The 23,279-nt window shown below is 43.1% G+C and carries 15 protein-coding genes and 2 pseudogenes; 9 read left to right on the top strand and 8 right to left on the bottom strand.

Going from position 1 to position 23,279, the window contains the following annotated elements:
* Positions 1 to 5 precede the first annotated feature (5 nt).
* Positions 6 to 758 carry an SDR family NAD(P)-dependent oxidoreductase gene (locus tag SJY39_RS15295; protein ID WP_016787464.1) on the top strand — a complete coding sequence of 251 codons (753 nt, stop codon included), beginning with the start codon at positions 6 to 8 and terminating at the stop codon, positions 756 to 758.
* A gap of 91 nt (positions 759 to 849) precedes the next feature.
* Here SJY39_RS15295 and SJY39_RS15300 read toward each other — a convergent pair whose 3' ends face one another.
* Positions 850 to 3,225: a response regulator gene (locus SJY39_RS15300; RefSeq protein WP_010432213.1), complete on the bottom strand. Its 2,376-nt coding sequence runs from the start codon at positions 3,223 to 3,225 to the stop codon at positions 850 to 852.
* A gap of 88 nt (positions 3,226 to 3,313) precedes the next feature.
* Here SJY39_RS15300 and SJY39_RS15305 point away from each other — a divergent pair, with 88 nt between their 5' ends.
* Positions 3,314 to 4,072, top strand: coding sequence for an ABC transporter substrate-binding protein (locus SJY39_RS15305; RefSeq protein ID WP_010432210.1), 759 nt, complete (start codon positions 3,314 to 3,316; stop codon positions 4,070 to 4,072).
* Between the two features lie 232 nt (positions 4,073 to 4,304).
* Here SJY39_RS15305 and SJY39_RS15310 read toward each other — a convergent pair whose 3' ends face one another.
* Both SJY39_RS15310 and SJY39_RS15315 read right to left on the bottom strand, forming a co-directional pair.
* A complete protein-coding gene (locus tag SJY39_RS15310; protein ID WP_010432208.1) occupies positions 4,305 to 4,793 on the bottom strand; it encodes an NADAR family protein in 489 nt (162 codons plus the stop codon).
* Positions 4,794 to 5,056: 263 nt separating this feature from the next.
* Positions 5,057 to 5,251 carry a PA3496 family putative envelope integrity protein gene (locus SJY39_RS15315; RefSeq protein ID WP_004736928.1) on the bottom strand — a complete coding sequence of 65 codons (195 nt, stop codon included), beginning with the start codon at positions 5,249 to 5,251 and terminating at the stop codon, positions 5,057 to 5,059.
* Between the two features lie 361 nt (positions 5,252 to 5,612).
* On the opposite strand from SJY39_RS15315, the pseudogene SJY39_RS15320 reads away from it, so the two are divergent.
* The 3 genes and pseudogenes from SJY39_RS15320 to SJY39_RS15330 form a co-directional block, all read left to right on the top strand.
* A pseudogene (locus SJY39_RS15320) lies at positions 5,613 to 5,996 on the top strand (ATP-binding cassette domain-containing protein); the annotation flags it as partial.
* Positions 5,988 to 6,232, top strand: a pseudogene (locus tag SJY39_RS15325) (ABC transporter ATP-binding protein); the annotation flags it as partial. The pseudogenes SJY39_RS15320 and SJY39_RS15325, both read left to right, overlap by 9 nt.
* Complete coding sequence (locus SJY39_RS15330) at positions 6,229 to 6,774, top strand: hypothetical protein (RefSeq protein WP_016785443.1); 546 nt, start codon at positions 6,229 to 6,231, stop codon at positions 6,772 to 6,774. The pseudogene SJY39_RS15325 and the gene SJY39_RS15330, both read left to right, overlap by 4 nt.
* Positions 6,775 to 7,161: 387 nt before the next feature.
* Here the strand turns inward: SJY39_RS15330 and SJY39_RS15335 are convergent, their stop codons facing one another.
* The gene (locus SJY39_RS15335; RefSeq protein WP_010432193.1) at positions 7,162 to 9,141 is read right to left on the bottom strand and encodes a replication initiator protein RctB domain-containing protein; all 1,980 of its coding nucleotides are present in this window, start codon (positions 9,139 to 9,141) and stop codon (positions 7,162 to 7,164) included.
* Between the two features lie 1,260 nt (positions 9,142 to 10,401).
* Between SJY39_RS15335 and SJY39_RS15340 the strand changes: the two genes are divergently transcribed.
* The 4 genes from SJY39_RS15340 to SJY39_RS15355 all read left to right on the top strand — a co-directional run bounded on the left by SJY39_RS15340 (position 10,402) and on the right by SJY39_RS15355 (position 16,908).
* The gene (locus SJY39_RS15340; RefSeq protein WP_010432190.1) at positions 10,402 to 11,619 is read left to right on the top strand and encodes a ParA family protein; all 1,218 of its coding nucleotides are present in this window, start codon (positions 10,402 to 10,404) and stop codon (positions 11,617 to 11,619) included.
* 5 nt (positions 11,620 to 11,624) lie between these two features.
* Positions 11,625 to 12,599, top strand: a complete 975-nt coding sequence (locus SJY39_RS15345; protein WP_016767931.1) for a ParB/RepB/Spo0J family partition protein — start codon at positions 11,625 to 11,627, stop codon at positions 12,597 to 12,599.
* Positions 12,600 to 12,692: 93 nt separating this feature from the next.
* The gene (locus SJY39_RS15350) at positions 12,693 to 14,831 is read left to right on the top strand and encodes a GNAT family N-acetyltransferase (RefSeq protein WP_372042776.1); all 2,139 of its coding nucleotides are present in this window, start codon (positions 12,693 to 12,695) and stop codon (positions 14,829 to 14,831) included.
* A gap of 406 nt (positions 14,832 to 15,237) precedes the next feature.
* Positions 15,238 to 16,908, top strand: a complete 1,671-nt coding sequence (locus SJY39_RS15355; RefSeq protein ID WP_010432183.1) for a DUF342 domain-containing protein — start codon at positions 15,238 to 15,240, stop codon at positions 16,906 to 16,908.
* Positions 16,909 to 17,069: 161 nt separating this feature from the next.
* Here SJY39_RS15355 and SJY39_RS15360 read toward each other — a convergent pair whose 3' ends face one another.
* The 4 genes from SJY39_RS15360 to SJY39_RS15375 are packed head-to-tail and all read right to left on the bottom strand — an operon-like array spanning position 17,070 to position 23,238.
* On the bottom strand, positions 17,070 to 19,184 hold the full coding sequence (locus SJY39_RS15360) for a type I secretion system permease/ATPase (RefSeq protein WP_010432180.1): 2,115 nt from the start codon (positions 19,182 to 19,184) through the stop codon (positions 17,070 to 17,072).
* 18 nt (positions 19,185 to 19,202) lie between these two features.
* Entirely contained in the window at positions 19,203 to 21,113 is a 1,911-nt protein-coding gene (locus SJY39_RS15365) for a LapD/MoxY N-terminal periplasmic domain-containing protein (RefSeq protein WP_010432174.1), read from the bottom strand.
* A gap of 5 nt (positions 21,114 to 21,118) precedes the next feature.
* Positions 21,119 to 21,787, bottom strand: a complete 669-nt coding sequence (locus SJY39_RS15370; RefSeq protein WP_010432171.1) for a transglutaminase-like cysteine peptidase — start codon at positions 21,785 to 21,787, stop codon at positions 21,119 to 21,121.
* A 59-nt stretch (positions 21,788 to 21,846) separates the two neighbouring features.
* Positions 21,847 to 23,238 carry an HlyD family type I secretion periplasmic adaptor subunit gene (locus SJY39_RS15375; protein ID WP_010432168.1) on the bottom strand — a complete coding sequence of 464 codons (1,392 nt, stop codon included), beginning with the start codon at positions 23,236 to 23,238 and terminating at the stop codon, positions 21,847 to 21,849.
* Between the last annotated feature and the right edge of the window lie 41 nt (positions 23,239 to 23,279).

Raw genomic sequence — 23,279 nt, forward strand, 5'->3', positions numbered from 1 at the left:
TACTTATGGATAAGATAGCGTTCATTACAGGGGCGACCTCTGGCTTCGGCAAAGCGGCAGCAAAGCGTTTTGCAGAAGATAACTGGTCGTTAGTGTTGTCTGGCCGTCGAATCGAAAGGTTACTCGACCTAAAGGAAGAATTGACGGTGCCTGTACATGTGATTCAACTCGACGTTCGAGACGCAGACGCCGTAAAAAAAGCAGTTGATTCGCTACCCTCTGAGTTTTCATCAATTACAGCGCTGGTTAACAATGCAGGCTTAGCCTTGGCACCGGAAGGCGCACCTGATGTGGACTTAAAAGATTGGCACACTATGATCGACACCAATGTCACTGGATTAGTCAATGTCACGCATGCTCTGCTTCCGAAGTTAATTGAAAGCGGTGCGGGCAGCTCAATCATCAACGTAGGCTCAATTGCTGGGCAATGGCCGTATCCAGGAAGCCATGTGTATGGCGCAAGCAAAGCGTTTGTAAAGCAGTTCAGTTACAACCTACGCTGCGACCTTCAAGGTACTGGCGTGCGCGTGACTGACCTATCCCCTGGCATCGCAGAAACAGAATTTACTCTAGTGAGAACTAAGGGTAACCAAATGGCATCAGATAACCTTTACCAAGGCACCACACCACTTTCGGCAGAAGACATCGCAGAGCAGATGTTCTATATAGCAACGCTGCCTGATCACATCAACATCAACCGCGTTGAAGTGATGCCGACTCGCCAAGCATGGTCGCCATTCGCCATCGACAGAGACTAGTTTCAAACACTCTGAATCAAAAAAGGTGGTCTATTCGACCACCTTTTTTATTACCTTTTAACCCAATACTCAGTCTTCAAAGGCATTTAACCTAAACAATCTTCTGCTCATTTTTACTCGTCGATTCACTATCTTTAGATAAGAACCCTTCGACAATTTCTCTCAGTTTGCCTTGATTTACCGGCTTGGGTAAAAACTCATCCATACCGACATCAAAACATAAATGCTTGTCTCTCTGCACAACGTTGGCCGTCAGCGCAACGATTGGAATATGCTTTGAAGAATCTTCTTCGAGTACTCGGATCTGCTTAGTCGCTTCGAAGCCATCGAGAACTGGCATCTGGCAATCCATAAAGATCATCTCATACTCATTAGCCTTAAATTTCTCTACCCCAATTTCACCGTTGTCTGCAATATCAACCTCGAACCCTAGCTTTTTGAGCATCATCTTGGCCACTTGTTGATTCACTCTAGAATCTTCAACGACCAATACTTTACCGCTAAACAAGGCTTTGGCCGCTTCTGGCTGTAGATCTTCTTTAACAACAACTTCAGGTTTAGTCGATGGAACAGGCTCATTGTCCTTGAACGCAACCTCACCTCTGTTTGAGTAAGTAAATATTTCAGTATCGGCCGCTCTTGCGAGGACTTCACTCAGCGTCCATTTAAGCTGGTTATCTTGATAAGGGCGAGCAATGTAGGCAACAAAGCCCACTTGTTTGGCACGCACTTCATCTTGTTTTCGTGGGTCAGCCGATATCATGACCAATTTAGGGCACGCTTTACCGAAGCGCTCGATCAAGCTTCTGGCAAGCTGAAAACCATCAACGTTTGGCATCACTTTATCAATCAGCACCAGATCATAAGGCAATGACTTCACCACAGACTCTGAAACCAGCTCTATTGCTTGACCTGCTGTCTCACAACACTCTGAGGTAACGCCGAACGACTGCAGTTGTGTCGACGTGATACGCATGTTCAGTTGGCTGTCATCCACCAATAACACCGAGACCTTATTGAAATCAATATTACTTTCATCAACATCCAGGCACGGATCAAAGTCAGCCGTAAAGTAAAATGTACTCCCCTTGCCTTCGACACTGGTCAGCTCAAGTTTACTGCCCATCAAGGTCACAATCTTATCGCATATCGTTAGACCTAGCCCTGTGCCTCCGTAAATACGGGTAGTACTGCCGTCGGCTTGTTGGAATTTATCGAAGACTGATTTTTGTTTGTCTTCCGCAATACCGATGCCACTATCAGTAACCTCAAATCTCATCCTTAGTTTTTGCTCAGGTTCTATCACTTGCTCTAAATGGATGGATAGCGTGACATAGCCATGTTCGGTGAATTTGATCGCGTTACCCACTAAATTATTGAGCACTTGTCTTAATTGAGTACCGTCACCAATGACCATGGTTGGAATCTTGGGATCTATCGCCAACTGGAACCTCAGTCCTTTTTGCTCTGCTTTGACTCTGAAGGTCGATTCAACATCAGCAGCGATACCCATCATTTTCATCGGTTCTTGTTGCAGTTCTAATCGACCCGCTTCAATTTTCGAATAATCGAGAATGTCGTTGATTAGATCAAGGAGAGTAAGCGAAGAGGTGTTGAGCATATCGACATACTCTTTTTGCTCTTTCGACATGTCCATTTCAGAGAGCAATGATGACAACCCAATAATCCCATTCATTGGGGTGCGGATCTCGTGACTCATGTTGGCAAGGAATTCACTCTTGTTGCGGTTAGCGATTTCAGCGGTGTTTTTAGCTTTTTCCAATTCTTGATATTGCTGACGAATTCGTTCAATAGATTGGTTGTAGCTAGACTCTAGTGTCGAGATCTCATCTTGATAGGCAGATTCTGTAGGGGTAAGAAAACGTGGCTTATTGTCTTCAACCTGCTGTTCATTGATCTGAGAAGACATAGTCATTAGTCGTTTCACGACCAGGCGATAAACAATGGTTAAACACACCACAGACAGCAAGAAAATTTTAACCGCTTCGAAGGCAAGCAATAAGAGAACTCTCTCCTCGAAATCATTGAGGATCATGCTTAAATCAGACTGCACAGTGAGCGTCGCCAATGGGAAGTCAATGCCGCCCATTTGGTGCACCATTTCCCAAGATTGGGAATAAGATTGACCAGAGGTCTGTTGCCCTAATTCTACGATTTTTTCATCGGGGCTCTCAATCAACAAGTAGCTCACAGAGGGGAGACGGGAAATGCCTTCAGCTTGTACAAGTAATTGGTCGCGATCTTCCACCCACAAGCTAGCAGTTAAGCCAGAAAGGTATCCTGCTTTAACCTGTTCGATCTGAGAGCTGATAAAAGAAACTCGATTTTGGTACTCCACATACAAACCCAGACCTGTCACTATGACTGTAAATAGGGTGCTGATTGCAATGATTGACCCGATCAATTGTCGAGAGAGTCCAATATAGCGTTTTCCTTTTTTCACCATACAAAATTTACCATTATTGTTATCCTAGCAAACTACAATTACTCAACTAGTATAATAGTAGTCATTCATCAAATAACTAGGGAAGGTTATGAAAAAACATCTTATCGTTGCATCCATAGTCAGTTTGTTTTCAAGCAGTTATGCTTTTGCAAGCGAACCTCTTCACTACTACATTATTGCGAGCCAAGCGCAACCTTTTCAAATCGAATCTGACGGGTCATCTCACAGAGGAATGGTTTCAGATATTGTTGAAGCGGTATTCGACGACAGCCAATACGAGATCAACTACCACACTTACCCTTTCAATCGAATGATCGACAAGCTCGATGCTAGAGAAAACCCAAACTGGGTAACCTACGGCAGCCCTAGTTGGGGAAACATCCAGTCGGTTAATCTGTCTGAAGAGCCAATTTACAATGTAAAACATGTATTACTCAGCAGCGGCAAGGAGCCATTTGAGTTTAATACTATTGACGATCTAAACGGAAAAGCCGTTGTGTTGCTTGTAGGTTTCGAGTATCCGAACCTAGAACCTTATATCCAGCAAGGTAAGCTCAACGAAATTCGAGTAAAAGATTATACAGCAGCGTTTCGTGTACTAAATCGTGCGCCAGGCGATACCGTGTTTGTTGAAATGGAATCGAGAATTAAATACAACCTAAATCAGCAAAAGTTAAGTATCGATGACTATCAAATGCAAGAATTTGGTTCCGTGATCAATAACTACCCTATCCATTTGGCATTTGACCCTGAGATGGATCCTAAACTGCAAACGTTCATTAACCAGCGTCTCGATCAAATGAAAGACGATGGCCAGCTCGAAGACATCGTACAAAGCTATCTATAGCTTCAGTTGGTTATATTAGTTTTATATCAAGTTACAGGACCTCACTAGCCCTGTGGCACTTATTTATCTTTGCAACGCCAGTATGACGCGGTAACGCGTTTTTGTACTTTTACTCACACTGAGTCAACTTCCCAAGAAAAAGGCCGCCCTGTTCGCTGAGCGGCCTTTAAAATTCAGTTTTGGTGACGACAAGTCGTTTAGTTAAAATCCAGAATAGGTTAATGCTAAGCGGTCAGATACAGTAATCGGTCAAATGTGATGGCTGAGTACGCAGCTGTTGTCGCACCGCCATCAATATCTCGCCCAAACGGTTCTCGCCAGTTCCATCGCCCCCATCCCCCCAAAAACTATCTTTGTGAGAATGTTCTTTAATCACTGAATCACCCGTATTAGTAAGAAACAAAGCAAACTGCGGATTCTGTCTGAACTTCTCGGCTACGATGAACTCCATCACTTCAACACGAATGTCGTACCAATCCTCACGTACTTGGTCTTCATAATCACGACTTAAGGAAAAGGCTTCTGCGGGCGTTCTGGCTTCGAGAATGATATTGCGTAACGCTTGAGAGGAGAACTTCATCGCTTGGTAATAATGTTCGCTGGTAGCCCAAATTTGGTCACCAACCTCGATAGGACAAGCTGCAAAGTTTGAAAGGTATCCGTTTGGATCTTCAGGTTCATAAAACAGCACCTCTTTCGCGTGAGCCACAGAATTAGACATAGCTTTCTCCTTACCAACGACATCGCATATTTTTGCGTTAACTTTAAAATTAGTGGCGTTGAATATTGCTGTCAAACCACTTAGTTCAAGAGTATGTCTTGAGCGTATATTTAGTTAGAAAGAAGGCATATTAAAAAGACGAGGCAGGTTTCAAAGGCAGGAATAAAATCATCCATATTAGGGGTTGGACATAGAAAAATCATAAAAACACTTATAAATCAAAGGGTGGCATTGCACCACCCTCTTAAATGCAATGGGAATGATTAGTGAATCAGACCTAACTCCCTCGCCTCTTCCAGACTCAAACCGCTTTCTCTAATTTCTCTTAGAGCCTCGATACGGCGACGAGCTTCAGCAGATTTCATTTTCTTCTCTGGTTTGAAAGATACTTCTTCTTCAGCATCCCACTTATTTGCAATATTTGTCATTTCATCATGGTTGATAGAATTAATGGACATGTTTTCCTCCGAAAAGCACCATGTAATGGACAGGTAATCTGTAGCAAATGCTATTTCGGTTGTTAAGAAGTTCTGTACTGAAATGTGATGATTCCGACGCTTCACAAAGCTAATTAATAAATGCCTCATTTAAACTTTGCCAAAGCCATTTTCTGCAATTACATTTAAAAGATTCCCCATAAGAAATGTGGTTTGATCCAACTCTCATTTTCCCCTCTTTCAATGCTTCTCTTCTGCTGGAAATTCGTGAAATAACCCAGATAAATTTCGAGGCACTTCATCCTTTTCGTGCTCGTCGCTTCCACTAAATCCAACACATATTAATGATAATGGTTATCAATATCATAACTAAGTATCAATCATGTCTATGGAAAATTCAGATACACCTCTTCTTGAAGTAAAAAATCGATGTGTCGACTACATCACCGATGACGGTGATTTCAATGCGGTCAAATCCGTTAGCTTTAGCATAGGCCAAGGCGAAATTTTCGGCTTAGCCGGAGAATCAAGTTGTTGCAAAAGCACTATCGCATTTGCCATTAACCGCCTGCAAAGCCGCCGGCTTTCATGTCAGGGGGAAAGATACTGTTTAAAGGGCAAGACCTATTGAGCTTGTCGGATAACCGCTTGAATACATCGCGTTGGAGTGAGATTGCGATGGTATTCCAGAGTGCAATGAACTCTGGAATACCCTGTATTAACCATCGAAGAACAATTTGCCGATGTACTACGTCATCACAAAGGGCAGATCGTCGAATGGGGATCAACTCAGTCGATCTTGACCAATCCACAACACCCTTACACTAGTTGTTGATCTCTGCAGTTCCCGATCCCAATCTACCATTTGGCGAACTCGTCAAAAATGAGCCAAACTATTCAATAGACGCTGATCGTATTCGAGATCAGAGCAGCGAAATACAGCATAAAATCAAACAAGTTGCCAATAATCACTTTGTAAAACAATGGGATAAAATTGCATGAATGAACTAGACACTTGGTTAGAGCGGATCGGAGATTGGTACAAAAACCGAAAGCATGATCAAGTGGACCGGTTAGAACCTTTGATCTTAACGCCTCCAGATGCACTCTGGGGGCCATTGATCACGAACGAGCAGAGCAAAGGCATCGCATGTTGGCTAGACGGATGCCTGAGAATCTTTACGTTTTATCGACATAAAGACGTAACGCTGACGACATCAACAAAGTTTGCAGCACCAAGCGTATCATCGCTCTCAAACGAGGCTGGTGGTTCGCACAATCAAGAAAAGGCCTATCAATACCTGATGTTTGCCTATAGCAAGCTGCAGGCCGTGTCATGCGACCCAAAATCAGAGCCTGACTTGCAAGAGTGGTGTACGCAGCGGCTCCAGCATTTATGTGTACTGGCTTTGGAATTTACTAACCAACAACAAGAACCGCGCTGGAAAGAAGAGTCAGAAAAACTGATCGAATCGCATGTGCGTTTTATGGCAAATCAGCACCAGAACGATGATCAAGGTAGTATTCAAAGTCACCTCCACTGATCAAGCCCTTCACGATCAAACATCAAATCAGAATCTCATCAGAGTTAGATCCGCAGAAAGAATGATCTAACCTTGATCATGCTTCGGCATCTAATTCTTTAAGCTATTGAATTTTAATGATTAGCTGAATTTCAGGCAAAAAAAAGCGAGTCCCTCAGGAACTCGCGAAAATCTATTCAGTATGATGTAACAAAATATGAGCCAATCTATTAATCATAAGAAAGGACAAAGGTTGTCTATTCGGGATAAATAATAATCAACTGGATGCGTTACATTGTCATCAATTTGTCAGCATTAGGTGCGATTTTAATCAACACCCAATGTGTTCAACCTATCCATTCATCGACCATCAATACGGGCTTACTGCTTGCGGGAAACGGATAATGGCTAATGGCCGATCGCCATTTCATCGAGCGCTAGGAATACATTCTCGTCCAAATGGCCTTCGTGAACTTGTTTACATACTTTGCGACGCACAGCCAAACCTGAGATCAAACGTTCAATCGACAAGTGTCGGTTGCTGGTGCTATCACGGTCGTTATACAACTCAATCAATCGACTCAACGTTTCGTATGGGATGACCTCATCTCCTACTCTCAGCCAATCAAGCTTCTCAATAAGCTCAGAGCACTCTTCTTTGATTGAGGCATGTGAATGCCCTGTCATTGCAGATAAAGCCGTTATACTGCGCTCCAGGGCCTCTGCAGAGGTATATTTAGAGAGAGTTATCATGATCTCGTCGGCATTTATCTCAACAGAGTGTTTACGCTGTTTAACTCGACGTCCCAATTTACCTCTTGGTGACGGTGCTTTACGTTGGATAGGTTCAAACTCACCATCAATAATCTCAGACAGCTCTTCTAACTTCTGCTTAGATACCATCTCATTACGAAGTGGATTCGGTAACGTTGGTGCCATATTGCGCTTACCGGCGTTAGTGGTTCGTGCTCTTGAGTAACGTAATACCTCTTCCACGTTACACTTGATATCCACTTGGTAATCGGTCGTTTTTCCTTTTTCGATCAGCGAGGTGATCGTCAAGTGGTAACCCCACAAGTTCACTAAGAAGGTGTCTTCTTGATCCCCGACTTCACCTAACTTTCTGAGTTCACGTACCAGATCCATCGAGAAGCGACGCCAATCGATGTTACGAGCTAGTTTCTGATTGAGTTCGCTCAACAACATACAGTCCGTATGCCGACGTGCCATGCGGCTTCTGAAGTAAGAATACATTTGGAAAACCAAGGTATGCTGCTTCAGGATTTCTGGCGGGAATAGGAAGAAATAATCACGGGTTAGAAGCTCTTCATAGAACGAAGGTTCCCAGACTAGGATATATAGGTTCGGTTTAATGCGAATTTCGCCGTCAGAGCCTTCTGTAGGCGCTTCTTCCGACGCGGTAATGGTTCTCGCTAGGAATCGGAAACGATCACTCTTAAAGCCTTCTGGCATGTTCTCACTAAGCCAGCGGCCAGTAAGTTCATGAAGTTGGAAATCGGTAAACTCGATACGATCAATACTATCGCGGATAGAGTCACGAGCTGGACCACTGTCCTTCTTGCCTCGTAATGACAAAATATCCGTAATGTAGAGCGGTGTTTTGTTCGGGGTATGTTTTGCGTCTAGATGGTAGTCATCTTGGTGATGATCATGATACTGAACAGTAAGTGTGAATAACGCAAATAACGTCATCAGATCATCAACCGTCATAATATTTTTAGAAGATCGTGTCTCGATCACAGCTCGAGTGCCAGAGATCGAAACCATCGATTTTTGGTAGCTCTTGCGCGTTCTTGGTGGCGCTAACGCTTGATCAATAATCCCTGCCCAATTGGTTGGCGAAACAATGAATTGATCCGCTTCGTCTTTCATCGTTGGCGGGGTATTGAGTCCGTGTTCATTCAATAAACGTTTGTTTACTTTGGTTTGCGCCAGCGCTTTAGAACGTTTTTGTTTTTCATTTTGCTTAACGCTTTCCGTTACTAAGCTAGTAGCACCTAATACCGATATTAATTGGTTTGGATTAACAAAGCGATGCAACATAGTTTTACCTGCAAGACCTTCTTCAAAGCGAACTGGAAGTTGCTTGAAAAGACCGATATTTACAGCGGCTCTAAGCCTTTGTTGCAAAGCAGCTCGAGTTACTTGACCATCGGTTGATTCGATAATCTCAGTGGTAGAAACATATCCGTCTTTGCTACTAAACCCGCGTAGTGAAATTAGGTTAAGAAGCTCAACTATGCTTTTAGTGACACCTTTGAAGTGTTGATATTGTTCTATCCATTCAACGGCTGTTTCAGATACCTCAAATAAATGACCATCTTTGTGGCTTCGTGCCTTAATTAACAATTTCTCTTCTGGTTTCATTTTTGATCCGTATCACACTAACCGTAATTTCACTATAGTTCCAAAATGATAAAGAAAGAATGATCATAAAGAAAGAGAATTTATTGGTTTTTAAATAACTGATCTTTTTGATTAATATGATCTTAAATGATTAAGTGATCTAATGATCTGTGTGAAAATTCTAATTTAAGTGTTTGAATTTAAATAATTAAAAAAAAACCACTTGGAAAGCATGATCATAAAGAGCACGAAACTATGATCATTAAACTTAAGAAAGCATGATCACAGAACTTCAGAACTATGATCATTAAGTGATTGTAAGCATGATCATTATTGATTCGAAAGCATGATCATTGTGCTTGTACAGCTTATCCACAGTCCACAATTCTTCAAGCACCTCTTCATCACTTCTAAGTCGCCAATGTGGATATTTTTGACAGCCAATTCATCGGAACAATGATCAAGTAATGGGGCTTTTATATCATTGCTCCCCTTTTATGTTTAAAAATTGGTCGAGATTGGTCACACCGTCAGTGGTTGGGCACTTTTAGCTCGCAACATAATAAATCAGGAAGCATGATCATGAAATTGTCATGTTTCTGCATTTTCATTCTGTGTCGATTGAATTTCTAACCAATCAGGCCTTATAGAGCTTGAATCCCCATTGCAAAAGCATTTGTCCGTAAGTTAGCTATAAATTTATATGCTTCCGGAACGATATTTACTTGATCATTTTTCCGGAGGTTGATCATTTCGAACGGACATTCATACGGATCAATATTGATGAGTTTACACCTTGATCATGCTTCATAATATGGACTTATCAATTTTCTGACGTGTTATATATACCATGATCATTCTTCCGGTTGAGGCTCAATTCTCTTTTGTTTAGTGACGTCTCATCTTCGCTTTGTTTTCTATTAACCAAGCTCTTTTTTAGGTTTTACTCTTTGTTGGTTGAAAATCTGTCAATTTCTAATGCAAATCACACAAACCGTAATCTACGGCTGTATTTCAATCGTTCCGAAGTTTTTTCTTTGAAATTCCATTTACATTGTAAATAAGTGATGCTGTAACATTTAAAATGTAAGGTAGAAATAACACTGTTATCGGTGACAAAAATGGATGTTTTTGTGTTCATCTAAGACTAAGTTTCATCAAATTGTAAAAACTCAGTCTATTTTATGTGATTTTACTCATAAATGTATGTTCACGTTTTTGTTGTGTTTGTTGTTAATCGCTGTACAATTTGTACTTGGTTAATCATTACGGAAACTGGCAATGAAAAGAGAACAAACGATTGATAAGCTCTATCAGCTAGCCGAACAAACTCAACAAGTTCAGGCTGACCGAATTGAGATTATTTTGGAAGAGCGAAGTGATGAACATTTCCCTCCAATGTCTAAAGCTATGATGGAGACTCGTTCTGGCTTAACTCGTCGAAAATTGGATGAGGCTATTACTAAGCTTGAAGCGGACGGTCATCAATTTACCAAGAACAACGCCAATCATTACTCGATTTCATTGACCGAAGCTCATATGCTGATGGACGCGGCTGAGGTGCCAAAGTTCCATCAACGCAAGCAGCATGTTGACAATAAACCGTGGATTATCAACGTACAAAACCAAAAGGGTGGTACGGGTAAATCAATGACAGCGGTTCATTTAGCGGCGTGTTTGTCTCTGAATTTAGATAAGCGTTACCGTATTTGTCTAATCGACTTAGACCCACAAGGTTCTTTGCGCCTGTTCTTAAACCCACAAATTAGTGGTGCAGAACACGACAGTATCTATTCTGCAGTCGACATCATGTTGGACAATGTGCCTGAAGGCCAAGATGTTGACCTAGAATTTCTGCGCAAGAATGTACTATTGCCAACTCAATATCCAAACCTAAAGACCATTTCTGCGTTCCCAGAAGATGCGATGTTTAATGCTGAAGCGTGGCAAAGCCTGTCGCAAGACCAGTCACTTGATATCGTTCGCCTTCTAAAAGAGAAACTGATCGACAAAATCGCCGATGATTTTGATGTGATCATGATTGATACCGGTCCGCACGTAGATCCTCTAGTTTGGAATGCCATGTACGCATCAAACGCACTTTTGATTCCATGTGCTGCAAAGCGTTTGGACTGGGCTTCAACCGTTAACTTCTTTCAGCACTTACCAACCGTGTACGAGATGTTCCCGGAAGATTGGAAAGGGCTTGAGTTTGTTCGTCTAATGCCAACCATGTTTGAAGATGACAACAAGAAGCAGGTCTCTGTTTTAACTGAAATGAATTACCTGTTGAATGACCAAGTAATGATGGCAACCATTCCAAGAAGCCGTGCATTTGAAACCTGTGCAGATACCTACAGTACGGTTTTCGATCTTACGGTGAGCGATTTTGAGGGCGGTAAGAAAACGCTAGCTGTCGCTCAAGACGCCGTGCAAAAAAGTGCTCTAGAATTAGAGCGTGTATTACATAGCAACTGGCCTTCACTTAATCAGGGATAACAACAATGGCAATTAAAACATCTGACTTAAATGCGAAGCTATTTGGTAAAGCAAACAAACGTCGCGTAGCAACGCCGCAAGAAGCGCAAACTGCTGCTAAAGAACAGGCTCAAGTCATCGAGCTTTCTGTTGCAGGCGAAGATTTGGTTTCATTTGAATTAGTTCGAATTCCAGCAGCTGAAGTTGCGACTCGAACAGTTGTTTTTGAAGAGAATGCACGTGAGCAATCTTTCTTAAATGAACATGCGCTTTCTGACGTTCTTACAACGTTAAAAGAGCGTGGTCAGCAATATCCAGCGGTTGGTCGTAAGAACAAAGACGGTAAGATTGAAGTTCTTGACGGTAGCCGTCGTCGTATGTCATGTATTTTGGCCGACAAAGAATTCCTAATTTATGTTGCTGAAAACATTAATGGCGAACACGCTAAGTTCTTATCAGACGTTGCTAATGCTCATAAACCACTTTCTCTGTATGAGAAAGGTAAAGAGATGCAAGCTAAGCTGGATAAAGGTGAAGCTGAAGACCAGAAAGCACTAGCGAAAATGTTCCAGTGCAGCGAGGCTTTGGTGAGTGGTGCGTTGAAAGCGGCTGCTTTACCGCTTGAATTGCTACAAGCTTACCCAAATGTGAGCGACCTTGGTCGTCCTACAATTGTTAAACTACACAAACAATTTGGTGGTTTGACTAGCGAACAGCAGCAAGCATTACTGGCGAAGTGTGATGCTTCAGAAGGCTTTGTATGGCAGCGTAGCGAAGCTCAAGGGGTCACTCGTTTAACGAAAGACGTGACAGAAACTTTGGAAGGTTGGATTCTTGAATTGGCTCCGGCTCCTGCGAAGAAAGCATCTCCAAAAGTTGAGCTTATTAAAGGTCGTGCATCATACAGCCGTAAGGGGTTGAACTTAGCACTAAACCTTAAGAAAGTGGATGATGCAACAATGGAAGAGATTCTAGCGTTCGTTCAAGCTAAACTCGATTAAGTCGACTGCTTTCCATCACTACTCTAGAGCCGCTTTATGCGGCTTTTTATTTGGCTGTGATAAACTGTGTTCAGACGAATCTGGACGCTAACTATGACAAACCCAACCAATACTTTTCTCCATACTCTTGCCGATATTGCCCAACATAATGATCACCGTTACGGCGTTGTTTTTGATGGTGACTTCAATTGGCAAAACATGGCTATTTCCGCCTTTCTTGAAAACGCCAAATCTCAAACTACTTTTCAGCTTGGTGGCGTTCCGCTTAACGACGTGACTCATGCTCCAGTAAAAAAAGGTCAGAAGCTACTTGGTCGCGAATGCCAAGTTCTTGTTTGTGATTTTAGAGAACAGTTTGACGCGAATGGTTTCAGTGCTGCATTGGGGTCGTTAATGGGGGGCGGTTTATTATTGGTGATGCCGCCAAGTGTTGGTAAATCTGAAACTGGGTTGGATTCAGATTTAGGCAAACGTTGGTTGAAAATGCATTTTGACCGATTATTTTCAGTTTCGCAGAGCAATGAATCCGTAGATGTGATTCAAGCGGGTAACTCACTTCCAGAAAAGAGAAAAACCGAAAAAGAAGTAGACCGATTTGAACAGCAAAACACGGCTGTAGATTTAGTTAAAAAAGTAGTCTTTGGACACCGTAAGCGTCCCTTAATTCTTACTGCCGATAGAGGTCGTGGAAAAAGCTCAACATTGGGTATCGCCGCAGCGCAACTTTTGCTTGAGCGTCCTGGTCTAAACATTATTGTTACCGCGCCTTCGATGAAAGCGATTGAGCAAGTTTTTTCTCACGCAAGCCAACGACTCGATTCTTGCGAAGCTATTAATGCGGCCTATATTTGCTATCAAGGTGGAAGCCTAAGGTTTGTAGCGCCAGACGAGTTACTTAAATCTAATCCAGATTGTGACTTACTTTTGGTGGATGAGGCTGCGGCTATTCCTGTTCCGATGCTTAAATCTATGGTCGATATTTATCACCGCATAGTTTTTTCGACCACTGTTCATGGATATGAGGGAAGTGGGAGAGGTTTTGGACTTAAGTTTGAAGCTTGGCTTTCTGAGTATCGCCCAGGCTGGAAAGGCTACAAACTTGAACAACCTATTCGTTGGAATAACAATGACCCGTTAGAACGTTGGCTGTTTGATTGCTTCCTATTGAATAGTGACTTATCAACTAATGACTCAGCTTTTAACGAGCTAGCTAGTTTTGCAGAAAATGGAATAAATCATCTTAACTTGGTTGAGTTGTCCAAAGAAGATGGTCTTGCTTACCCTGAAAAACTTCAACAATGTTTCGCACTGTTGGTCGATGCTCATTATCAGACGTCTCCAAATGACTTAATGCAGTTCCTTAACAACCCATCTATTCACTTATACGCGGCTTGGCAGAAAGATAACTGTTTAGGCTGTGTGTTAGTGACGGAAGAGGGCGGTTTGGGTGATGAATTAATTCTTCAAATCCAAACTGGGAAACGAAGACCACAAGGTCATCTCGCTCCGGTTTTGTTGGCAAATCAACTTGGCTGTGCACAAGCGGCAACGAATCGTTGCGTTCGAGTGATGAGAATTGCTGTTTCATCCCGACATCAAGGTTTGGGCATCGGCAGTTGGATGCTGGCTAAGTTGTCTGAGCAAATGGAACAAACCGATTATCTGGCGACGAGCTTTGGTGCGACTAGTGAGTTGATTTCTTTTTGGCGAGATAATGAATTTTTACCTGTCCATATTGGCCACCAGCGAGATCAGGCAAGTGGATGTCACTCTGTGTTAATGGTTAAGCCACTTAACAAGATAGCTCAACACTGGATCAGTAAGCTAAAACATCACTTCGAAAGTAGCTTCTGTTTTTTGGTGTCCGGCTCTTTGGTCTCGCTTGAAACTGAAATGGTGCGAGCGTTACTCCCCAATATTTCTAATCCGATTTCTGAGTTCGAAATCCAACTTCTCAAGAACTATGTCGACGGTGGCAATAGCTACGACAGCATTGGTTTTAGTGTGTTGAAGCTGGTTTTGCTGAGTAATGCTTGTCAAATTCAGACAACTAAATCAGAGCTTGTGGGCAATGCTAGTTTCGTTGTCTCTGACTTAGTTATCGCGAAAGTGGTCCAACAGAAAGAGTGGGGGACATGTGTTGAACAATTTAGCCTTGTTGGACGTAAGCGAGCAGAGCTTCAATTTAGACAAGATGTCGGTGTCCTATTATCCAATTTACAGTGTAAATAGCGTAGCTGGTTTTTGAATTGGATTTACAGTGTAAATTAGAATGACGAATTTACACTGTAAACTGAACTTCAATATTGATGCCCAACCTTTCCCATTATCCCCAGACTCATTCATATCATTGATTTTCAATTTTCTCCTGCTATCACTAAATCATACTTTGGCTAAACTAGTTTGAATTTAGCTGATTCACTATTCATTGCGTTTAACTTTAAATGGCGAAAAACATCCCACTCAACCTTTGTAAATACGAATTTGAAGATAAAATGGGTAAGTCTTATTTATGAGTCAGCTTTGCAAGATCGAAAGTAAGTGATGTGACGCTGATTATTCAAATGCGGAGATTCTAAGGTCTGAACGAATTATATAGACTGAATATCAACTGAGTCATTAGGGATACTCAATTCGAATGTGGGATAACATCGTTACATTGTCAGAAGACAAGCAACAAGTAGTTGCTCGTCTACCATCGGGAGTTGTGGTCGACGCAAGCTTCGACAACAAGCCACTACCATCAGTTTTGGAAACGTTAGGCGCGTCTAACTATTTTCTTTTTGAAGAAGAGGTGTTGCGCTTTGTGACTCTTGCTAAAGAAGGAAAAGGTGAAGCGTACGACGGTATGTTGATTGCTGAGGTGCGTGATGCAAGTGTTGCTGTCGAACTGTCTGATGATGAGATGCTCGCGAGTCTTGTGGTTACTGGGCCGTATAATGGTAAACCACTGCTTGGTAGTGACATCATTCACTGCTTAGCTCTGGCACACATAACAAAAGGGATTAATAAGTTAGCGCTCAGAAAAGTATTGATGATGAGTAGCAAGCTGAAACCGGGTGAAAAGTTTATTCAGCCTGTTGCTAAAGGTACACAACCGGTAAAGGGTAAAGACGCTAAGTTTGCCGCGTTAGTTGAAGATATCACGCGACAAGTATTGAAGCCACGTAGTAAAGACGAAGGCAAAATTGATATGCGAGACTTAGGGCAAACCATTACTGTTGGTCAAAATGATCACTTAATGAAGCGCACTCCTGCCACCAAAGGTATCGCTGGTTTTACGGTCCAAGGTCGAGTTATCCCGCCTCTTCCCGGACAAGACAGTTTGATTAAGCCCGGAAAAGGCACTTATATTTCCCCTGATGATCCCAATTTACTCCTCGCTTCATACCCCGGATTACCCATCATTAAAGATCGAACCATTGAAGTGGATGACGCCTTGTGTGTTAGCAACGTCGATGTATCCACCGGCCACGTTAAATTTAAAGGCAATGTGTTTGTCTCTGGAAACATAGAACCGGGAATGATAGTTAAGGCGACGGGGAGTATTACAGTTGGTGGTTTTATCGAGTCGGCCGAAGTTCAGGCTCAAGGTGACATTAAAGTCGCTAAAGGCATTATCGGCCACACCACAAAAGAGGGTGAGCCAAAAAGTTGTAAGGTATTTACGAAAGGATCTATAACAGCAAGCTATGCGCAGAATGCAGAGCTGCAAAGTGCGAATGACATCCGACTTGGCGTACACAGTATGAGTAACGACATTCGCTGTGGCAACAACCTTATTGTCATGGATTCTTTGAAGAAACACGGAACGCTCAGTGGGGGCGAAGCTAAAGTTGGCGGCAAAGTGGAATGTGTGTTCTTAGGCGTTGAGGGAGACACCGCGACCAAGGTCCATGGATTTGCACGTTACGATGGATATAGACAAAAGATTGTTGAACTAAAGGAAACTTATAAGCACGCTCAAGAGCAAACCATGGAAGTGATTCGTCAAGAGCTTGAATTTAAGAAACGCTCAAAAGCCGAGAGAACTGAGGCTGAAGCACTAGAAATAGAGCAGCAACGAGAAAAGAATAACCTCGCGATTGAGAATACCAAATCACACTTGGACACACTCGAAGCCGAGTTTGAAACCAACCTTGCTGAATGCACTGTTGAGGCTCATGAAAAGGTATATACCCGAGTTACGATTCAGTTTGGTGATGAGACAGTCACAACCAAGCGAACCCACGGCGGCAGCGTGTTCTCATTTAACCAATATGAGATCCAGTGTTCGTTTAAAATGGAACAAGAAGACCTCGCTCTGTAACCAAGAGATTTGGCGTTAATTAGTTAATTAGTTAATTAGTTGATTGGTTGATTGGTTGGTTTTGTTGAGTGGCTAATTAGGTGTGCGGCAAATATAAGAAAGGGGAGCTAATGCTCCCCTTTCTATTTCTACTCGCGTTTAAATTCGTTTCATTTTTCCAATTAGCTAGCAGCTCTTACTTTGCCTTGCTTGAGGTCTGATAGAACTTGTGCTTTTGGACCGTCGGCGATAATGCTGCCTTTTTCCATCACAATTACTCTGTCTACAATATCCAACATCGAAGTCTTGTGCGTAATAAGGATTAGGGTCTCACTTGGTTGCAATTGACTCAGCTGATGCTTGATGTGCATCTCTGAGCGATTATCCATGGCGCTGGTTGGCTCATCTAATAAAAGTACTGGCGGGCGACCTAGGAATGCTCTGGCAATGGCGATCGATTGACGCTGGCCACCAGAGAGCAAAGCACCGCCTTCACCGACTTGACGTTCTAAACCTGCAGGATCTTGCTGAGTAAAGGCGGTAACACCGGCACGGTTGGCTGCATCCATCACATCACGATCGTCGACTAGAGGGCGGCCTAATGTAATGTTGTCTCTCACTGAACCATAGAATAGGTTACTGTCTTGAGGAACACAGCCTATGTTGCGTCGTACGTCGACATGGTGCAGTTGTTCCATATCGGTGTCATCAATGCGTACATGGCCTTCTGTGGGCTTATACAGGCCCATAATCAGGCGTTCCAGCGTTGTCTTACCCGAGCCAATACGACCAATAATGGCAACTTTCTCACCCGGAGAAATGTTTAGGGTGAGATCTCTGATAGAAGCAACTGGAGAATCAGGATAATGAAACGTTACTTTATCTAGCGCAATATGGCCTTGGATAATAGGACGGTGGATGTAGCGTTTACCTTCTTCTTGCTCGTCTGGCATCGACATCACTTGTTCAATCAAAGTCATTGATGATTTCGCTTGGTTATAGCGGGTCGAAAGCAGCGACAACTGAACAAGAGGGCCAATGGCACGGCCGCTCAACATGGTTGCGGCAATTAAACCACCCATAGTGAGTTCACCTTCCGCAATGAGATACACCCCGAAAATGATCATCCCAACGTTGGTACTTTGTTGAACGAAGCCAGCAGTGTTTTGGATGCTGTCGGTGATACGTCGACTTTTAATGTTCCAGTTTGCCATATGAGCAACGGCTTCTTCCCAGCGGAACTGAAATTGGCTTTGCGCGCTGAACAGTTTAACCGTCTCTAACCCAGCCAAACTTTCAATTAAGTTCGCGTATTTTTGAGAAGCAAGACGTGACCCTTCTTCAATCGTACGACGCAGTGGTCCTTGGATTAACAGTGCGTAGATAATCAGGACTACTACACCAGCAACAGGAACAAACACGAGGTTCCCTGCCATTAACCAAATTAAAGCAAGGAACATCAACGCGAATGGTAAATCGATTAATGAACCAATAGTTGCAGAGGTAAAGAACTCACGAATAGACTCGAACTCTTGCAGGTTTTTTGCGAAAGCGCCAACTGAAGCGGGCTTGGCTTCCATGCGAATCCCTAACACTTTGCTGAAAAGCTTAGAGGAAATAAGGATATCGGATTTCTTACCCGCGACATCAATAAAGTAACTTCGCATTAATTTTAAAAGCAGGTCGAAAAGGAAGACGACAAAAATACCACTCGCCAATACCCATAGGGTTTCAAATGCGAGGTTAGGTACTACTTTGTCGTATACCAAACGAGTAAACATTGGCGCAGCAATCGCGAATATATTGATCAGAATAGAGGCAATCAACACATCTCGATAGATGTTTTTAGATTCCCAGATCGTACTCCAAAACCAGTGACCCTTACGTGTTTTTAGGACTTCTGGTGAGCGCTCATCATAACGGAACTGTTTTTTTACTAGGAAGTAACGACCGATGAATTGCTCTTTCAGCTCGTCTAGTGGAATGATGATCGGCACCATTCCACTCTCTGCTGTGATGATCTCTGCTTCTTGTTTTTCTGAATCAATACTATTCAGAACGCATGCCTCGCCCTGCTTGAGAAGTAAAATAGCAGGTAGAATAAGGTGAGGAATACTTTCTAAGTCGCAACGATTTTCTTTCGCCACTAACCCTGCTCGTTCAGCTGAACGAGGGAATAGGAAAGGGGTTAGCTTCCCATCAGATAGTGGTAGCCCATTGATCAACGCTTCGGGCGAGTTAGCTAACCCGTAATACCGGCTAACGTAGATCAATGAGTTCAATAGTGGATCTTGCATGTGATATAACCCTTACAACTATTTATCAACAATGAAGCCTTGGAACACTTCTACGTAGTTATCAGACAAAATGTCTAATTGAGTCTGAGTTTCGATTCGAGACGCAATAGTTGTCACGCCTAGGTTGTGAGCGGTTCTAGAGATTGATGTTAAGGTGAATTTCTGTTTTTCGTCATCAAGGTTATGTGTGAACAAGTAATCGAGCTTCACATAGCTTGGACGGTATTCGTTGATGTAATCGAGCGATTGGAAATTACGGCCGTAGTTATCGACACCAAACACCGCATCTGCGTTACGAATGGTGTTACACAATAGCGCCGTGTAGTGTGGAACATTGATGAAGCAACTTTCTGGAATCTCAAAGTGAAGCAAGTGTGCGATAGAAGCGTTTTGATCCAGAGTATTTCCAATCCAACGGATAAAGCTTGGTTGAGAAATACTGCTCGGTGAGATGTTGATAGCAATTGGGCTGGTCACCTCTTTTGCATTCAGTTTCTCAATCATCTTCTCGATAACGTATTGGTCGAGAATGTGGCTCATTTCAAGTTGTTCTAGTGCGTATAGATACTGGTTAGCCCCGTAACGAACACCCTCTTTCTCAATCGCAGAGAACACCTCTTGGTGATACGTTTTGCCAAAAGCGTTATTCGCCGCTTGCAGACGGAAAGTCATTAGGTCGTTGATGATCGCTTCTTCAACCAGCATGCGCCATTGTTGTTTGCCCATCACTGCACCGTGGTCATCAGCTGTTACGTAGCCGTAAGCTAGCTCGCGGTTTGCTTTCGCATTTGATAATGCGTTATCCACCAGCGACATAATTTCGGTACTGGTTTTTCTCTTGTTACTGTAGGTAACACCAAGTGCAATGTGTGGATTCGCCATACCGGTTGGATCTGAACCTAGGTTTTGAATGCAGTTTACGATACTGCTCGCGACGAGTTTAAGTTCGCTCTCGTCGATGTTTGGCATAATAAAGCCAAATTCGTCACTAGAAATTCGAGCTATAGTTATATCTGGCGATGAAATCGAAGCTTGCAGCAGATCGGCAAGTTGGTGTACCAATGCATCGCCTTCTTGATAACCTTTTTCATCGTACTCTTCACTAATAAACTCGGCTTTTAGTACCGCTAAACCACCTAAACTTGACTCTTCTAACCACTGAGTTAACTGAGACATGTAGTAAGCGCGGTTACCTAGTTGAGATACAGGGTCGATATAAGCGCGTTCACGTAGCTTCTGCGCTTCTTTCGCTTGGTTCTTAAAGGCCTGTTCAACTTGTGTCGACATGTGGTTAATTCCATCAACCACTAAGATCAAATCTTTTGTTTTCGGACGAACCAATGGTTCACCAAACTGATTCTTGGCGATTTGATCCATTTTGGTAATGATCAATGAAAGAGGACGCAGTGCTCGTTTAAGGATCCAAGAGATAGAGACCAAACCCAGCAAGAAGATGGCTCCAAATATGGTCACTAAGCGCGTAAATGCTTGCCAAAGTTGATCGTAGGCTGGGCCTGGATGGCTTACAATCTCGACTTCTGCCAGTTGCATCCAACCACTGGTAATTACGCGACGGTCATGAACCGGTTCAAACAGGTTAAGGTTGGTAAACCACTCTGGTACGCCTGTTGGTTTTACTGGGTATGAGCGAAGAATGTCGTCACCGCTGTCGAGAAAAATCAATCGTACGACAGAGTAAGAGCTGCCATCAAACAGGGCGTTGATAACAGACTCTACAGCCACCTTGTCCTTTTCTTCTAGGTAAGGGGCGAGAGCCAGTCCAACAGTATTAATGGTATTACTTACCTCAGAGCGTTGCTGCTCTTCTAAGTATCCACGGGTGGTGTTGAATTCGATCATAAAAACTGACGTCATCAGCAATATGAACACTGCAACCATCCCGACCACAAGCTGTTTATATAAAGTCATTGTACCTACTCATCGTAATTGATAATGGGTTTGTTTAATTTAAGAGAGCGCTCACGAGAACGTAAGTCGTTCCATAAGCTCAATCGTGAAGATTTCCCTGCTAGCTTTCCGCTGCCTGCTGCCGACTTGATCAACCAAAGGTTTTTACCGTTGAAACTGTATATCGGTCGCAGGTCTCTGCGTTTGGAGCCGCGTTTTATTTCAGGGTTTAAGTTGTCTAAAATTAGTGGTTCGGCACTGGGTGTTGAGTAGTATGCCAACACCATATGGAATTGGTTTAGCTCAAGTGCTTTTACATACACTAATCGTAATTTTTTATCTGAGACGCCCAGTTCAAGTAAAGAGAAGTACTTTGCGATAGTGAAATCTTCGCAGTCACCGGCGTTGCTTCCCAAAAATTCCAGTGGTGTCGCCCAATAGTCGTTCTTTCCCCAAAGTATGCTGTCGTCGACAAAGTACATTTGGTTAAAGAACTGGTTAACAGACTCGAGTTTCTCTTTTTCACTCAATCCATCGTATGACGTCATATTTGAACGCCATGTTGCGACTCGCTTTCCGGCTCTTTCCCCATAGGTTTCAGAGACGGCATCTATCCATCGTTGGTCGCTCTTGTTCAGCGCCCCAGAGGTAAAAGAGGTAAGGACTAACAACAAGAGCGAAAATTGAGACTTCATAGCCTCTGCTCTTGTCTGTTTTCCGAGTGTTTAAAGACGTTGTAAACCATCAAGCGTCCTTACTCTTTTAGTGCGTTATTTTGAGCGCTGAGGATCGGTTTCAACATGTACTCAAGCACAGTTCTCTTGCCGGTTATGATATCGACTGAAGCCGTCATACCCGGAATAATAGGTAGCTCTTCATTGTGGCCAAAGCTGTATTTCTCGGTACGTACACGCACGATGTAATAGCTATTGCCCTCTTCATCTTGGGTAGTATCGGCACTGATGTGTTCTAACACGCCCTCTAGACCACCATATTTAGTGAAGTCATAAGCGCTAAATTTAACAATGGCGGGCAGCTCAGGGCGTAGGAATGCGATGTCTTGTGGGGCGATTTTGGCCTCGACTAATAGAGAATCTTCAGTCGGTACAATCTCTACGATGTCCATACCCGGTTGGATAACACCGCCCACGGTATTAATACCAAGCGTTTTAACGGTGCCAGTTACAGGAGAAACCACCACTGTCCGATTTACTCTGTCTTCAAGCCCAACCGAAGATTCTGTCATTGCTGAGAGTTTGTCTTGCGCTTGGTTGAGCTTTTCCTGTTGTTCTGAGCGGAAGCTCAATGCGGCATCGATACGGCTTAGCATCGCTTCTTTAATCGCTGAGCGTAGGAGAGGGATTTTGAGCTCGCTAGAGGTCAATTCTCGACGAGTATCATTCACTTGTCTTTGAAGCTTGAGTAGCTCAATTCTTGGTACTACCCCTTCATCTGCAAGTGGTTTGGTGATGTCTAGTTCTTGGCGAGCAAACTTATAACTCTGTCTCAAGTTATCGACACGTGCTTTTATCTCAATTAAATCTTGTTGTTTCTGTTCAACTTGTTGATCAAAAACGGAAAGTTGGTTTTTTAGGTTGTTCAAATCTTGGCGGTATTCTGCTTTTTGGCGATTGACCAATTTAGGCTGAAGCTCGTAAAGTGCGGGTGGGAAGGCAAGTTTACCGTAGTCTAGAAGGACACTTTTTTTCCAGTTCTCGACCGAGAACTCTTCATTGATCACGACACTGTTAAAGGAAGCGGAAAGCATTAAAACGTTGGCGGTTAAGTTGGCGACTTGTTGTTCGCGTTCTCGGAAGTCAGAACGAAATCGAGTATCATCGATCAAGAGCAACTGTTGACCTTTTTGAACTTGTTGACCTTCTCGAACTAATATCTCTTTTACCAAGCCGCCCTCAAGGTTTTGCACCACTTGAATCTGGGAGGAGGGGATGACTTTGCCTTGGCCAACGGTGACTTTGTCGATTTCGGCCCATGCAGACCACCCAATAGCAGCAATAAAAAACAGAACGATCACCCATAGCATAATACGCGCACTGGTTGGCGTATTGAGGAGCAGCGCCGCTGTCTTATCATCGACGTACTCAAGTTCGGTTTCGTTCAATTTGCTGAAATTCTTCTGACTCATAACAGTCCTTGTTCGCTAAATAAAAGTGCAAGCCTATTGAG

Source organism: Vibrio sp. R78045 (assembly GCF_042466085.1).
Lineage (GTDB): Bacteria > Pseudomonadota > Gammaproteobacteria > Enterobacterales > Vibrionaceae > Vibrio > Vibrio cyclitrophicus.